Origin of the sequence: Citrobacter sp. S-77 (assembly GCF_963864895.1) — a bacterium.
GTDB classification, from domain to species: Bacteria; Pseudomonadota; Gammaproteobacteria; order Enterobacterales; family Enterobacteriaceae; genus Citrobacter; species Citrobacter murliniae.
In genome coordinates this window covers 3,393,427-3,406,565 of the sequence record NZ_CAWLWU010000002.1, presented here as the reverse complement: position 1 = coordinate 3,406,565, position 13,139 = coordinate 3,393,427, and the positions used below count along the sequence as shown (strand labels likewise).

Annotated in this window: 13 protein-coding genes and 6 tRNA genes; 10 read left to right on the top strand and 9 right to left on the bottom strand. The window is 50.2% G+C overall.

The features are described 5' to 3' along the window. Position 1: 1 nt before the first annotated feature. Positions 2-220 carry a DUF3820 family protein gene (locus AACS05_RS16905; protein WP_045445890.1) on the top strand — a complete coding sequence of 73 codons (219 nt, stop codon included), beginning with the start codon at positions 2-4 and terminating at the stop codon, positions 218-220. On the opposite strand, the gene AACS05_RS16900 is transcribed toward AACS05_RS16905, so the two are convergent. Next, entirely contained in the window at positions 217-1,215 is a 999-nt protein-coding gene (locus AACS05_RS16900) for a bile acid:sodium symporter family protein (protein ID WP_045445888.1), read from the bottom strand. The two genes, AACS05_RS16905 and AACS05_RS16900, sit on opposite strands and share 4 nt — an antisense overlap. Before the next feature lie 89 nt (positions 1,216-1,304). Here AACS05_RS16900 and AACS05_RS16895 point away from each other — a divergent pair, with 89 nt between their 5' ends. The 4 genes from AACS05_RS16895 to AACS05_RS16880 all read left to right on the top strand — a co-directional run bounded on the left by AACS05_RS16895 (position 1,305) and on the right by AACS05_RS16880 (position 5,583). Further along, positions 1,305-2,231 carry a LysR family transcriptional regulator gene (locus AACS05_RS16895; protein WP_045445885.1) on the top strand — a complete coding sequence of 309 codons (927 nt, stop codon included), beginning with the start codon at positions 1,305-1,307 and terminating at the stop codon, positions 2,229-2,231. Positions 2,232-2,450: 219 nt separating this feature from the next. After that, the gene (xapA, locus tag AACS05_RS16890; RefSeq protein WP_045445882.1) at positions 2,451-3,284 is read left to right on the top strand and encodes a xanthosine phosphorylase; all 834 of its coding nucleotides are present in this window, start codon (positions 2,451-2,453) and stop codon (positions 3,282-3,284) included. Between the two features lie 60 nt (positions 3,285-3,344). Further along, positions 3,345-4,601 carry a nucleoside permease gene (locus AACS05_RS16885; RefSeq protein ID WP_045445879.1) on the top strand — a complete coding sequence of 419 codons (1,257 nt, stop codon included), beginning with the start codon at positions 3,345-3,347 and terminating at the stop codon, positions 4,599-4,601. 97 nt (positions 4,602-4,698) lie between these two features. Continuing rightward, the gene (locus AACS05_RS16880; RefSeq protein ID WP_045445875.1) at positions 4,699-5,583 is read left to right on the top strand and encodes a LysR family transcriptional regulator; all 885 of its coding nucleotides are present in this window, start codon (positions 4,699-4,701) and stop codon (positions 5,581-5,583) included. 280 nt (positions 5,584-5,863) lie between these two features. Here the strand turns inward: AACS05_RS16880 and AACS05_RS16870 are convergent. From AACS05_RS16870 to AACS05_RS16855, 4 genes are all read right to left on the bottom strand, one after another. Next, positions 5,864-5,939, bottom strand: a tRNA-Lys gene (locus AACS05_RS16870). Positions 5,940-5,943: 4 nt separating this feature from the next. After that, positions 5,944-6,019 (bottom strand) — tRNA-Val (locus AACS05_RS16865). 46 nt (positions 6,020-6,065) lie between these two features. Next, positions 6,066-6,141: transfer RNA gene (locus AACS05_RS16860), tRNA-Val, on the bottom strand. 46 nt (positions 6,142-6,187) lie between these two features. After that, positions 6,188-6,263: transfer RNA gene (locus AACS05_RS16855), tRNA-Val, on the bottom strand. 257 nt (positions 6,264-6,520) lie between these two features. Between AACS05_RS16855 and gltX the strand changes: the two genes are divergently transcribed. Beyond that, a complete protein-coding gene (gltX, locus tag AACS05_RS16850) occupies positions 6,521-7,936 on the top strand; it encodes a glutamate--tRNA ligase (protein ID WP_045445872.1) in 1,416 nt (471 codons plus the stop codon). Between the two features lie 56 nt (positions 7,937-7,992). Here the strand turns inward: gltX and AACS05_RS16845 are convergent, their stop codons facing one another. Together AACS05_RS16845 and AACS05_RS16840 are read right to left on the bottom strand one after the other, a co-directional pair. Beyond that, positions 7,993-8,385 carry a MerR family transcriptional regulator gene (locus AACS05_RS16845; RefSeq protein ID WP_045445869.1) on the bottom strand — a complete coding sequence of 131 codons (393 nt, stop codon included), beginning with the start codon at positions 8,383-8,385 and terminating at the stop codon, positions 7,993-7,995. Between the two features lies 1 nt (position 8,386). Beyond that, positions 8,387-8,749 carry a YfeC-like transcriptional regulator gene (locus AACS05_RS16840; RefSeq protein WP_045445867.1) on the bottom strand — a complete coding sequence of 121 codons (363 nt, stop codon included), beginning with the start codon at positions 8,747-8,749 and terminating at the stop codon, positions 8,387-8,389. Positions 8,750-8,970: 221 nt separating this feature from the next. On the opposite strand from AACS05_RS16840, the gene AACS05_RS16835 reads away from it, so the two are divergent. Then, a tRNA-Ala gene (locus AACS05_RS16835) sits at positions 8,971-9,046 on the top strand. Between the two features lie 38 nt (positions 9,047-9,084). Then, positions 9,085-9,160: transfer RNA gene (locus AACS05_RS16830), tRNA-Ala, on the top strand. A gap of 140 nt (positions 9,161-9,300) precedes the next feature. Here the strand turns inward: AACS05_RS16830 and nupC are convergent. After that, positions 9,301-10,503 carry a nucleoside permease NupC gene (gene nupC / locus AACS05_RS16825; RefSeq protein ID WP_045445864.1) on the bottom strand — a complete coding sequence of 401 codons (1,203 nt, stop codon included), beginning with the start codon at positions 10,501-10,503 and terminating at the stop codon, positions 9,301-9,303. Positions 10,504-10,776: 273 nt separating this feature from the next. On the opposite strand from nupC, the gene AACS05_RS25015 reads away from it, so the two are divergent. Both AACS05_RS25015 and AACS05_RS16820 read left to right on the top strand, forming a co-directional pair. Next, positions 10,777-10,851 carry a hypothetical protein gene (locus tag AACS05_RS25015; protein WP_420808581.1) on the top strand — a complete coding sequence of 25 codons (75 nt, stop codon included), beginning with the start codon at positions 10,777-10,779 and terminating at the stop codon, positions 10,849-10,851. Continuing rightward, positions 10,848-12,086 (top strand): Nramp family divalent metal transporter, encoded by a 1,239-nt coding sequence (locus AACS05_RS16820; protein ID WP_045445861.1) that lies wholly within the window; start codon positions 10,848-10,850, stop codon positions 12,084-12,086. Before AACS05_RS25015 ends, AACS05_RS16820 begins: the two co-directional genes overlap by 4 nt. A gap of 49 nt (positions 12,087-12,135) precedes the next feature. Here AACS05_RS16820 and AACS05_RS16815 read toward each other — a convergent pair whose 3' ends face one another. Next, positions 12,136-13,128: an ABC transporter permease gene (locus AACS05_RS16815; protein ID WP_045445858.1), complete on the bottom strand. Its 993-nt coding sequence runs from the start codon at positions 13,126-13,128 to the stop codon at positions 12,136-12,138. Positions 13,129-13,139: the final 11 nt, after the last annotated feature.

Sequence of the window (13,139 nt, the reverse complement as noted above, 5' to 3'; positions counted from 1 at the left end):
AATGGAAAAAGAGCAGCTTATTGACATCGCCAATACCGTGATGCCCTTTGGTAAATACAAAGGGCGGCGATTGATTGATGTGCCGGAAGAGTATCTGTTGTGGTTTGCCCGTAAGGATGAGTTTCCACCGGGCAAACTGGGTGAACTGATGCAAATCACGCTGCTGATTAAAACTGAGGGGCTGACGCAGTTGGTGCAGCCCCTGAAACGTCCGCTTTAAGCCTTTGCTGCGCGGCTTTCTCGCTGCGCCTGTAATTCGTCAGTTTGTCGTTTATAGCGACGCGCCAGCACGGCACACACCATGAGCTGAATTTGATGGAAGATCATCAACGGCAGCACCATCATTCCTATCACTGACGTCGGGAACAGGATATTCGCCATCGGGATCCCGTTCGCCAGGCTCTTTTTCGATCCGCAGAAAACAATGGTGATTTCATCGGCTTTGTTGAAGCCGCATTTACGCGCAACAAAGACGTTGATACCAATCACAATTGCCAGCAATACGATGCTGACCACAACGATAAACAGCAGTGAGCCGACTCCAACTTTGTGCCAGATACCGTTAACGACCGCTTCGCTGAATGCAGAGTAAACCACCAGCAGAATGGAGGACTGGTCGGTTTTAGCGATCCATTTTTTATGGCGTGACACCCAGGCACCAATCCATGGACGCGAGAGATGTCCCAGTACGAAAGGTAACAGCAATTGCAGCATGATCTTACCAACTTGCTCCAGGCTGCCTTCTGCACCATGCATATTCATTACCAGGCCTACCAGTAACGGAGAGAGGAAAATACCCAACAGACTGGAGGCCGAGGCGGAGCAAACTGCGGCAGCTACGTTACCGCCAGCCAGCGATGTAAAGGCGATAGCCGACTGCACTGTGGCCGGCAAAATGCACAGATACAGGAAGCCTGTGTATAGCATCGGATCAACGTTGACCGGTGCCCACCAGGCGAACAAGACACCCAGCACAGGGAAGACCACAAAGGTGCTGCACATTACCCACAGATGTAAACGCCAGTGGCTACCGCCCGCAATAATGGCTTCACGCGAAAGCTTTGCTCCGTGCATAAAAAACAGCAGGGCAATAGCGGCGGTGGTTAGACCTTCAAAGAAGGGCACAAAACCGCCTTCGGCTGGAAAAAAGGATGCCAGTAAAACGACCGTAATAAGCGTCAGGGTGAACGGATCAAGGATACGAAAAAGTTTCATAAAAGCTCCTGGGATTCGGTATCAACATTTTGCGTTTTTCTGTTTGAGAAATAAAATTGATTTATTGCATCCATATATGAATTGAATAAATGAATTACTCACTACGTCAGCTACGCATCTTTGTCACCGTCGCTCAGGCTAAAAGCTTCAGTCGGGCGGGGGAAATTATTGGCTTAAGTCAGTCGGCGGTCAGCCACAGCGTTAAAGAGCTGGAAGGGCAGACAGGTGTCAGGCTATTGGATCGCACAACACGAGAGGTTGTGTTGACGGAAGCCGGGCAACAGCTGGCGGCACGACTGGAGCGCATCCTGGATGAGCTGCACAGCACGCTGCGCGAAGCCGGACGTATGGGGCAGCAGTTGAGTGGTAAAGTTCGGGTTGCCGCCAGCCAGACCATCTCTGCGCATTTAATTCCACAGTGCATTGCTGAAAGCCACCGGCGCTACCCTGATATCCAGTTTGTTCTGCACGATCGCCCACAGCAATGGGTGATGGAAAGCATTCGGCAGGGCGATGTTGATTTTGGGATCGTTATCGATCCTGGTGCGGCGAGCGATCTCCAGTGTGAGTCGATCCTCTCCGAGCCCTTCTTTCTCTTGTGTCATCGCGAACATCCATTTGCAGCGCAGGATTATGTGCCCTGGCAGGCGTTACAGGGCGCGAAGCTTGTATTACAGGATTATGCGTCCGGTAGCCGGCCATTGATTGATGCAGCGCTGGCCCATTTTTCCATAGATGCCAATATTGTGCAGGAGATTGGCCATCCGGCGACGCTCTTTCCGATGGTCGAAGCGGGGATTGGTATTAGTGTGTTGCCCGCGCTGGCGTTACCCTTGCCGCAGGGGAGTCATCTGCAGGTCAAACGTTTGACACCCGTGGTTGAACGACAGTTGATGCTGGCTCGACGCAAAAATCGGTCGTTATCGACCGCCGCTCAGGCTTTGTGGGACGTGGTACGTACACAGGCCAGTGAACTAACCGCGGGTCGAGTCCGCGATCCGCTCTATCAGATATAAACCTCACCTTATAAAAGGGCTGCTGTTGCTCGTGCTTGAGCGCTGTCTGCCATTTCTGGCGGGGAAATAATGTGAGTTCGCACCGATTTAGCCCACGTTATCAATACAGATTTGCTATCGATAGTCGGGGAAAAGTGTATTGGTAATCGATTGCGTAGTCTCGCTATAACATCACAGCACCCTACGATATTTTCGATTACTCAGTTTTAAGGATATCCCATGAACGCCTCACTTTTTTCACAGAATCCCTGGTATAGCGCCGATATCATTCGTGGTTACAAACCTGATTTCACGCCGCGCGTGGCTTTTATCCTCGGTTCTGGCCTTGGCGCGCTGGCAGATCAAATTGAGGACGCGGTGGCGATCTCTTACGAGAAGCTGCCGGGATTCCCGGTTAGTACCGTACATGGCCATGCTGGTGAGCTGGTGCTGGGGAATCTGGCGGGGATTCCCGTTGCGTGTATGAAAGGGCGCGGGCACTTCTACGAAGGTCGCGGCATGACGGTGATGACCGATGCCATTCGCACTCTGAAACTGCTTGGTTGCGAACTGTTGTTTTGCACTAATGCCGCAGGTTCTCTGCGTCCCGAAGTAGGACCAGGTAGTCTGGTTGCGCTTAGCGATCACATCAATACTATGCCGGGTACGCCAATGGTTGGGCTTAACGATGAGCGTTTTGGAGAGCGCTTCTTCTCGCTGGCGAATGCATATGACGCAGACTATCGTGCAATCCTGCAAACCGTCGCGACAGAAGAGGGTTTCCCGCTTAGTGAAGGCGTATTTGTTTCCTATCCGGGACCAAACTTTGAAACAGCAGCAGAAATTCGCATGATGCAAATCATTGGAGGTCATGTCGTCGGGATGTCAGTCGTGCCCGAAGTTATCACTGCGCGTCACTGTGGCCTGAAAGTGGTTGCGGTTGCAGCCATTACGAATCTGGCTGAAGGACTGGGGGATGTGAAATTATCTCACGCGCAGACACTGGCTGCCGCTGAGCTATCCCGGCAGAACTTCATCAATCTGATCTGCGGTTTCTTACGCAAACTGGCCTGAATAAATAATAAAAATGACCCCGCTTGCGGGGTCTTACTTTGAGTGGCAAGGAACGGAAATATGGGTATCGTATCTCGCTTAAAGCTCATGTCGTTTTTGCAATACTTCATCTGGGGAAGCTGGCTGGTGACCCTGGGTTCTTACATGATTAACACCCTGGATTTCACTGGGGCTAATGTCGGTATGGTCTACAGTTCGAAAGGGTTGGCTGCGATTATTATGCCAGGCATTATGGGGATTATCGCTGATAAATGGCTTCGTGCAGAACGTGCCTACATGCTTTGCCATCTGGTTTGCGCAGGTGTGTTGTTATACGCGACAACCGTGACTGACCCTGAGACCATGTTCTGGGTTATGTTAGCTAACGCGATGGCTTATATGCCGACGATTGCGTTATCGAACAGCGTTTCATACTCCTGCCTTGCACAGTCAGGTCAGGATCCAGTAACCGCTTTCCCGCCGATTCGCGTATTTGGCACTATTGGTTTTATTGTTGCCATGTGGACAGTAAGTTTGATGGGCCTGGAACTCAGTAGTGCGCAACTGTATATCGCGGCTGGTGCATCGTTGTTGCTGGCAATGTACGCTTTTACGTTACCGAAAATTCCTGTTGCAGAGAAGAAAACCGCCACGACGCTCGCCAGTAAATTGGGGCTGGATGCTTTCGTCCTGTTTAAAAATCCGCGAATGGCGATTTTCTTTTTGTTTGCGATGATGCTTGGCGCTGTGCTGCAAATCACTAATGTTTTTGGCAATCCATTCCTTCATGATTTTGCTCGTAGCCCCGAGTTTGCTGACAGCTTTGTCGTTAAGTATCCGTCTATTTTGCTTTCGGTTTCACAGATGGCGGAAGTGGGTTTTATCCTCACCATCCCGTACTTCCTGAAACGCTTTGGCATTAAAACGGTGATGTTGATGAGTATGCTGGCGTGGACGCTGCGCTTTGGTTTCTTTGCTTTTGGCGATCCGTCACCGTTTGGTTTTGTTCTACTGCTGATGTCGATGATCGTGTACGGCTGTGCGTTCGATTTCTTCAACATCTCAGGATCAGTGTTCGTTGAGCAGGAGGTGAGTTCCAATATTCGTGCCAGTGCGCAGGGCCTGTTTATGACAATGGTGAACGGTGTTGGGGCGTGGGTTGGCTCAATCCTGAGCGGTATGGCAGTGGATTATTTCTCTGTTGATGGTATCAAGGATTGGCAGACTATCTGGCTGGTATTTGCTGCTTATTCTCTGCTATTAGCTGTTATCTTTGCGTTGTTCTTCCGCTATAAACATCAGCCGGAAAAACCAGTGCAGAAATCGCTGGCACATTGACCATCATAACGGCAGGCGCTCATGCCTGCCGTTTCATGTTCTGCGATGCAATGTGGTAACTTTGCGCATTATCCTTCGCTTCAGGAGCGCATTACACATGGAACGCACGCACCGTATCGATCTGAAGTTACTGCGTTATTTTCTTGCTGTCGCAGAAGAACTGCATTTTGGACGTGCTGCTGCTCGCCTGAATATGTCACAACCTCCGCTCAGTACTCATATTAAAGAGCTGGAACAGCAACTTGGTACGCTTTTATTTATCCGCCATTCCCGGAGTGTGGCGTTAACCCATGCCGGAAAAATTTTGATGGAAGAGTCACGCCGTCTGTTATCCAGTGCGAATCAGGCGCTGGCAAGAGTTGAACAGATTGGTCGTGGCGAGGCAGGGCGGATCGAGCTCGGCGTTATTGGCACCGCAATGTGGGGAAAAATGCGTCCGGTGATGCGGTGTTTTTTGAAGGATAACCCTAACGTCGAAGTACTGTTTCGTGAAAACATGCCTGCAATGCAAATGACCATGCTGGAGCGGCGTGAACTGGATGCGGGTGTTTGGCGGATGGCAACTGAGCCTTCTCCCGGATTTACCAGCCTGCGTTTGCATGAATCTTCTTTTCTGGTGGCTATGCCGGAAGAGCATCCACTTACTGCTTATGATGCAGTACCGCTGGAAGCGCTGCGTAACGAATATTTTGTCACTATGCCTTCAGTTCATACTGACTGGGCATTTCTGCAACGTGTTTGCCAGAGTGCTGGATTCTCTCCGATGATAATTCGTGAAGTGCGGGAACCGCAAACGGTGCTGGCGATGATTAGCATGGGAATTGGTATTACGTTAATTGCAGATAGCTACGCTCAGATGAACTGGCCGGGTGTTGTATTTCGGGCGTTAGAAGAACGTATTCCGGCAGATTTGTATATTGTGTATGACCAACAACAAGCGACGCCTGCGCTGGAGAAACTGGTGGGGGCACTGACGATGTGATATTTCTGCCGGATGGTAGTACGAATGTCTTATCCGGCTTAAAACATATCATTTAGTAGGGATGGCGAGTGAAGCGCTTATCAGGATTTTTCAAATAGCAGATAGCAAAAAGGCGCCTTTTTACACTGGTGGGCGTGCAGGATGACTCGCTTCGCTCACCCTCCGGGCCGTCGCCGCAAACGGATCCGTTCTCTCACTACGTGAGACCCGAACCTGCTGCAGGTTCGAATCTTATAAATCACAGATAGCAAAAAGGCGCCTTTAGGGCGCCTTTTTACATTGGTGGGGCGTGCAGGATTCGAACCTGCGACCAATTGATTAAAAGTCAACTGCTCTACCAACTGAGCTAACGCCCCGAAGTGGTGGGTGATGACGGGATCGAACCGCCGACCCCCTCCTTGTAAGGGAGGTGCTCTCCCAGCTGAGCTAATCACCCACTTCGATACTTCATTTTGTTGTAAGAAATCCAGCTGGCGAGAAAGTGGTGGGTGATGACGGGATCGAACCGCCGACCCCCTCCTTGTAAGGGAGGTGCTCTCCCAGCTGAGCTAATCACCCACTTCTCAATTTCTTACATTACACGGCGGAGACTACATAAAGTAGTTGGTGGGTGATGACGGGTTCGAACCGCCGACCCCCTCCTTGTAAGGGAGGTGCTCTCCCAGCTGAGCTAATCACCCCCGCTGTGTGGAGTCGCATTATAGGGAGAGTTGAAAATGAGTCAACGCATTTTCAAAAGAAATTGTTCGTTCGTCGTAAATTTAAACAAAACGATCGCAAAACAGGCCATGCGGCATGATTTGTATACGAAAATGGTAAAGCGTGATGTTCCAACCTGATCAACATTGAGGAATCAGACTACGGTGATAGAATACCACCCTGATAATCTTCCCAGGTTTGCCGGTTGTCGGCATCTTTATAAACGTAAGGCCATTTCATGAAAATCAAAACTCGCTTCGCGCCAAGCCCGACAGGTTACCTGCACGTCGGCGGTGCGCGTACTGCTCTTTATTCCTGGCTTTTTGCACGTAACCATGGCGGTGAGTTTGTGCTGCGTATTGAAGACACCGATCTCGAACGCTCCACACCGGAAGCTATCGAAGCCATTATGGATGGCATGAACTGGCTGAACCTTGAGTGGGATGAAGGTCCGTACTTCCAGACCAAACGTTTTGATCGCTACAACGCAGTTATCGATGAGATGCTGGAAGCGGGTACAGCCTATAAATGCTACTGCTCCAGAGAGCGTCTGGAGCAACTGCGTGAAGAGCAGATGGCGAAAGGTGAAAAGCCGCGTTACGACGGTCGCTGCCGTCATGGTCACGAACATCATGCGGACGATGAGCCTTGCGTGGTACGTTTTGCTAACCCGCAGGACGGTTCCGTTATTTTTGACGACCAGATCCGTGGGCCGATCGAATTCAGTAACCAGGAGCTGGACGATCTGATCATTCGCCGTACCGACGGTTCTCCGACTTATAACTTCTGTGTTGTGGTCGATGACTGGGATATGGAAATCACCCACGTTATTCGTGGAGAAGACCATATCAACAACACCCCGCGTCAGATCAACATCCTGAAAGCGCTGAACGCGCCAGTGCCGGTTTACGCACACGTTTCGATGATCAACGGCGACGACGGTAAAAAGCTCTCCAAACGTCACGGAGCAGTCAGCGTAATGCAGTATCGCGATGATGGCTACCTGCCGGAAGCGCTGCTGAACTACCTGGTGCGTCTGGGCTGGTCCAGCGGCGATCAGGAAATCTTTACCCGCGAAGAGATGATCAAGCTGTTCTCTCTTGGCGCGGTGAGCAAGTCTGCGAGTGCATTCAACACTGAGAAACTGCAGTGGCTGAACCATCACTATATTAACGCCCTGGCTCCGGAATATGTGGCAACGCATCTGCAATGGCACATTGAGCAGGAAAATATCGACACTCGCGTTGGTCCGCAACTTTCCGAACTGGTGAAACTGCTGGGTGAGCGTTGCAAAACACTGAAAGAGATGGCGCAGAGCTGCCGCTATTTCTACGAAGACTTTGCCGAGTTCGATGCTGATGCGGCGAAGAAACACCTGCGTCCGGTTGCACGTCAGCCACTGGAAGTGGTTCGCGACAAGCTGGCTGAAATTAGCGAATGGACGGCTGAAAATGTCCACCACGCGATTCAGGCAACCGCTGATGAGCTGGAAGTGGGTATGGGTAAAGTGGGTATGCCACTGCGCGTTGCAGTAACCGGCGCAGGCCAGTCTCCGGCGTTAGACGTAACGGTGCATGCGATTGGAAAATCTCGTAGCATTGAACGTATTAACAAAGCCCTGGCGTTTATTGCTGAGCGTGAAAGTCAGCAGTAAGGCGGGTTGATACATAGAAAAACGGCAGGAAAATATCCTGCCGTTTTTTTTTGTGCTTATTCCGATTCATCAATGCCGAGACGGGCGAGAAAACTGCGGATGCCTTCACGTGAAAGAAAAAGCGCCAGCTTTTCTTGTTCCGTCGGGGACATGTTTTCTACTGCACCAATTATCTGGCGAAATGCAGGGCTGCGAGTAACGTGTGTGTATTCAGCAATGGGTTCTTCTGCCTGATAAAACTCAGGGACTTTGCGAAATGCAGGAATATTGAGAAGAAATTCTCGCACACCGCCATCAATATGAATAAGCCTTGCGCGGCCACCCTTCACGCCGGGAAACTTTTCGGTTTTCCAGTTTTGTTCTCTGATCCAGCGATTGACGGTTTGTTTGGCGACCCCGAGACATTCAGCCAGTTCTTCGGTGGTCATTTTGCTGCGTAATTTTTTCATATTATTTACTGTCGCGGATCCCTAAGCGTTGTAATAAACCCGTAATGCCTTCACGCAGGATCAGTGACGTAAACATTTTCTGTTCTGATGGCGTCATTTCTTTAGCCAGCCTTATCAGCAGTGCTTCGATAGAGGTGTCACCTGATAAAGATAAATTATCTGATAAGCCTTCAGCTGAACGCTCGGCACTGCGGATGTATTCACGAACTTGTTCGGTAACGTGAACCAGACGGGCTTTACCACCCTGAACGCCTGGTTTGGGTGATGTAGCCCAGCCTTCCTTGCGCACCCATTTATTGATGGTTTGTCGGCTGTAACCGGTCAGATTAGCAAGTTCTTCTGGCGTCATCCGTTCCTTGAACATAACGATTCCCTGAATAGTCGTGGGGTTAATTAGTGGTTCATTTTATAGCACCATTTTAGTCGAAACCGTGACGCGTTTAACTACTGAATGCGAGTTGTTGCGCAATGTTCTTCATTTGACTGCTTTTTCAGCGATTGAATTCTGTGAATTGATTTTGCCGTTGACACATGCGAAGGGAATTCATATGATGCCGCCCGTCAACTCGACAAGCTTTACGTGACGGGGCTATAGCTCAGCTGGGAGAGCGCTTGCATGGCATGCAAGAGGTCAGCGGTTCGATCCCGCTTAGCTCCACCAAATTTAATCCCAATAAATTTGGTACGTAAAAGCATCGTGGGGCTATAGCTCAGCTGGGAGAGCGCCTGCATGGCATGCAGGAGGTCAGCGGTTCGATCCCGCTTAGCTCCACCAAAATTGAAACCCTCGCTGAAAAGCGGGGGTTTTTTGTTTCTACTTCCAGCCCGATTTCTCTTTTTTCCATTCAGATTGCTGAGTAACAGGCATAAAAAAGCCGGGGAGAATCTCCCCGGCTTTGTCACTGCGTGGCTGTTTTACAGCACCAGTGCTGCGATGGAAGCGGACAGTACGCTCACCAGCGTGGAGCCGTATACCAGTTTCAGACCAAAGCGGGAGACCACGTTGCCTTGCTCTTCGTTCAGGCCTTTGATTGCGCCTGCGATAATACCGATTGAAGAGAAGTTAGCGAAGGATACCAGGAACACAGAGAGGATGCCTTCAGCGCGCGGAGAGAGCGTTGAAGCGATTTTCTGCAGGTCCATCATCGCAACGAATTCGTTAGAAACCAGTTTAGTCGCCATGATACTACCTACCTGCAGTGCTTCGCTGGACGGAACACCCATTACCCATGCGATAGGGTAGAAGATGTAGCCCAGAATACCCTGGAAGGAGATGCTGTAGCCAAACCAACCGGTAACGGTGGCGAACAGGGCGTTCAGAGCTGCAATCAGCGCGATGAAACCAATCAGCATTGCTGCAACGATAATCGCCACTTTGAAGCCCGCCAGAATGTATTCCCCCAGCATTTCGAAGAAGCTCTGCCCTTCGTGCAGGTTGGACATCTGGATATCTTCTTCACTGGCATCAACACGGTAAGGATTGATCAGCGACAGTACGATAAAGGTGCTGAACATGTTCAGAACCAGCGCCGCAACGACGTATTTCGGTTCCAGCATGGTCATGTACGCGCCCACGATAGACATGGAAACGGTAGACATCGCCGTTGCAGCCATGGTGTACATGCGGTTGCGTGACATTTTGCCCAGGATATCTTTATAGGCAATAAAGTTTTCAGACTGACCCAGGATCAGGGAGCTGACGGCGTTGAAGGATTCCAGCTTGCCCATACCGTTCACTTTGGATAACAGGAAACCAATAGCGCGGATGATAACTGGCAGAACACGGATATGCTGCAAAATACCGATCAAGGCGGAAATGAAGACAATCGGGCAAAGCACTTTCAGGAAGAAGAATGCCAGACCTTTGTCGTTCATATTGCCAAAGACAAAGTTTGTCCCTTCATTAGCGAATCCGAGCAGTTTTTCAAACATTTCGGAGAAGCCTCTCACGAAGCCCAGGCCGACATCAGAGTTCAGGAAGAACCATGCCAGTAACACTTCGATAACAAGCAATTGAATAACATAACGAATGCGGATTTTTTTACGGTCACTGCTTGCCAGCAGTGCGAGTACCGCAACGACGGCAAGGGCCAGGACAAAATGAAGAACGCGGTCCATATTTGCTCCAAATATGAGGCAGGTTTAGTTTCCGTGCACATTCTATGTAACAACACCAAAGAAAACGAGATCAAACACACACTATAATAAGGACCTGTGACGAGATTCAAAATTAGTGATCCGCGATACACTTCCGTTATGTTTAGTATGGAAGTGAAAAGTTATGTCATTGTGCTAATCTCATAACAATAATTAAACATCTCGCCGGTATTTCCAGATTTCTTATCAACCCATAGACCAACGCTATCAGAGAAATCAATTCAACCCATCAAAATGAATTTGATAATCATTCTCAATAAGCGTAGCTTAAAACATAGCAAAGGCTATGTTTCTGAGGCACTAAAATGACGAACGATCGCGTTGAGAGTAGCAGTGGACGGGCAGCGCGCAAGTTGAAGCTCGCATTAATGGGACCTGCGTTCATCGCGGCTATCGGGTATATCGACCCGGGTAACTTTGCTACGAATATCCAGGCAGGTGCCAGCTTTGGCTATAAACTGCTCTGGGTCGTTGTCTGGGCAAACCTGATGGCAATGTTGATTCAGGTGCTATCAGCTAAGCTGGGCATTGCCACTGGCAAAAATCTGGCGGAGCAAATTCGCGATCATTATCCGCGCCCCGTGGTCTGGTTCTACTGGGTGCAGGCTGAAATTATCGCCATGGCGACAGACCTTGCCGAATTTATTGGGGCTGCAATTGGCTTCAAGCTGATCCTTGGTGTTTCTCTGTTGCAGGGGGCTGTGCTTACTGGGATTGCGACTTTTTTGATCCTGATGCTGCAACGTCGTGGGCAAAAGCCGCTGGAGAAAGTGATTGGCGGATTATTATTGTTCGTTGCTGCGGCTTACATTGTAGAACTGGTTTTTTCTCAGCCGAACCTGGCACAGCTGAGTAAGGGAATGATTATCCCCAGCCTGCCCAATTCTGAAGCGGTATTTTTGGCGGCCGGTGTGCTCGGCGCCACCATTATGCCGCACGTTATTTATCTGCACTCATCCTTAACCCAGCATCTGCATGGTGGGACACGCCAGCAGCGATACACGGCAACCAAATGGGATGTAGCTATCGCCATGACAATTGCCGGATTTGTGAATCTGGCGATGATGGCGACGGCGGCAGCGGCATTTCACTTTAGCGGGCATACCGGTATTGCTGACCTCGATCAGGCCTACCTGACGCTTGAACCGTTGTTGAGTCACGCTGCGGCGACGGTCTTTGGTTTGAGTCTGGTGGCTGCTGGGCTTTCCTCTACGGTTGTCGGAACACTGGCGGGACAAGTTGTGATGCAAGGGTTTATTCGCTTTCACATTCCGCTTTGGGTACGCCGCACCGTCACCATGATGCCGTCGTTTATCGTTATCCTGATGGGACTTGATCCTACCCGTATTCTGGTGATGAGCCAGGTATTGCTCAGTTTTGGGATTGCACTGGCTCTGGTGCCGCTGCTGATATTTACCAGCGACAGTAAACTGATGGGCGATTTGGTTAACAGCCGTTGGGTAAAACAGGTTGGCTGGGTGATTGTGCTGCTGGTTGTGGCACTGAATATCTGGCTGCTGATAGGGACCGCGATCGGATTGTAGCGGTTATCATTTCCTGCGGTTACCCGGTCGCGCCGGGTAACCATCTCGCTTATTTTTTATTTAAATGGCTACGATAGGTATCAAGTACCACTGCAACGATAATAACGGCTCCTGTGATAAAACGTTTTGTGGGCTCGCTGGCGCCAACTTGCGCCAGCCCTGCTGCCAGTACGGAAATAATCAACGCGCCAAGAAAAGTACAGATAATCGAGCCGCGTCCCCCCATCAGACTCGTGCCTCCAATCACGACAGCAGCAATAACCTGTAGCTCCATCCCCACGCCACTATTCGGGTCTGCGGCCTCGAGACGGGCCACCTGAAAGAGTGATGCCAGACCAGATAATCCACCCATCAGGGCAAAGACTGCGATCTTGTAGGGCCCGGGATTGATGCCTGATAACCGGACAGCTTCTTCATTGGTACCAATACCAATTAAATGGCGGCCAAAAACGGTTCGGGTCAGTACCAAATGTCCGACAATAATGACGACGATCGCGATAATAAAAGAAGGGGAGACGCCAAAGAGAATCGGGTCGGCTAAATAATCATAAATAGAACCGATATAGGCAGTTCGGGAGTCAGTTAACTGGTATGCCGCCCCGCGGGCCATTTCCAGTACGCCCAGTGAGACGATAAAGGCTGGAATACGCCAGGCAACGGTAATCAGTCCCGTCAGTGCTCCAACTAATGTAGCGAGTGCTATGCCAGAAAGCGCGGCCAGCCATGGCGACCACTGGAAATTTAAATAGGTGACGCTGACGACCGCTGCGGCAAGAGCCAGCAACGAGCCAACCGAAAGGTCGATACCGGCAATAATTAAGATAAACGTCATCCCTACCGACATGACGATTAAATCGGGGATCTGATTCGCAATAGTACTAAAGGTATTCATACTCAGAAAATGTGTACTGAGGCATGAAAACAGGACTATCATCGCCAATAATGCTCCGAGCAGCCCGATGTAGCTACTTAATCCTTTCCATGACGTCTGGGCCTTACCTTTCTCTGCTGCTGCTTGTTTTGTCGCAAAGTTGTTTTTCATTTTTTATCCCC

Bases quoted from the DNA above. Each gene is read 5' to 3' on its own strand.
- AACS05_RS16900 (WP_045445888.1), bottom strand. From the start codon at position 1,215: ATGAAACTTTTTCGTATCCTTGATCCGTTCACCCTGACGCTTATTACG.
- AACS05_RS16820 (WP_045445861.1), top strand. From the start codon at position 10,848: ATGACGAACGATCGCGTTGAGAGTAGCAGTGGACGGGCAGCGCGCAAG.
- AACS05_RS16840 (WP_045445867.1), bottom strand. From the start codon at position 8,749: ATGTTCAAGGAACGGATGACGCCAGAAGAACTTGCTAATCTGACCGGT.
- gltX (WP_045445872.1), top strand. From the start codon at position 6,521: ATGAAAATCAAAACTCGCTTCGCGCCAAGCCCGACAGGTTACCTGCAC.
- AACS05_RS16885 (WP_045445879.1), top strand. From the start codon at position 3,345: ATGGGTATCGTATCTCGCTTAAAGCTCATGTCGTTTTTGCAATACTTC.
- AACS05_RS16815 (WP_045445858.1), bottom strand. From the start codon at position 13,128: ATGAAAAACAACTTTGCGACAAAACAAGCAGCAGCAGAGAAAGGTAAG.
- AACS05_RS16880 (WP_045445875.1), top strand. From the start codon at position 4,699: ATGGAACGCACGCACCGTATCGATCTGAAGTTACTGCGTTATTTTCTT.
- AACS05_RS16895 (WP_045445885.1), top strand. From the start codon at position 1,305: ATGAATTACTCACTACGTCAGCTACGCATCTTTGTCACCGTCGCTCAG.
- xapA (WP_045445882.1), top strand. From the start codon at position 2,451: ATGAACGCCTCACTTTTTTCACAGAATCCCTGGTATAGCGCCGATATC.
- AACS05_RS16845 (WP_045445869.1), bottom strand. From the start codon at position 8,385: ATGAAAAAATTACGCAGCAAAATGACCACCGAAGAACTGGCTGAATGT.
- AACS05_RS16905 (WP_045445890.1), top strand. From the start codon at position 2: ATGGAAAAAGAGCAGCTTATTGACATCGCCAATACCGTGATGCCCTTT.
- nupC (WP_045445864.1), bottom strand. From the start codon at position 10,503: ATGGACCGCGTTCTTCATTTTGTCCTGGCCCTTGCCGTCGTTGCGGTA.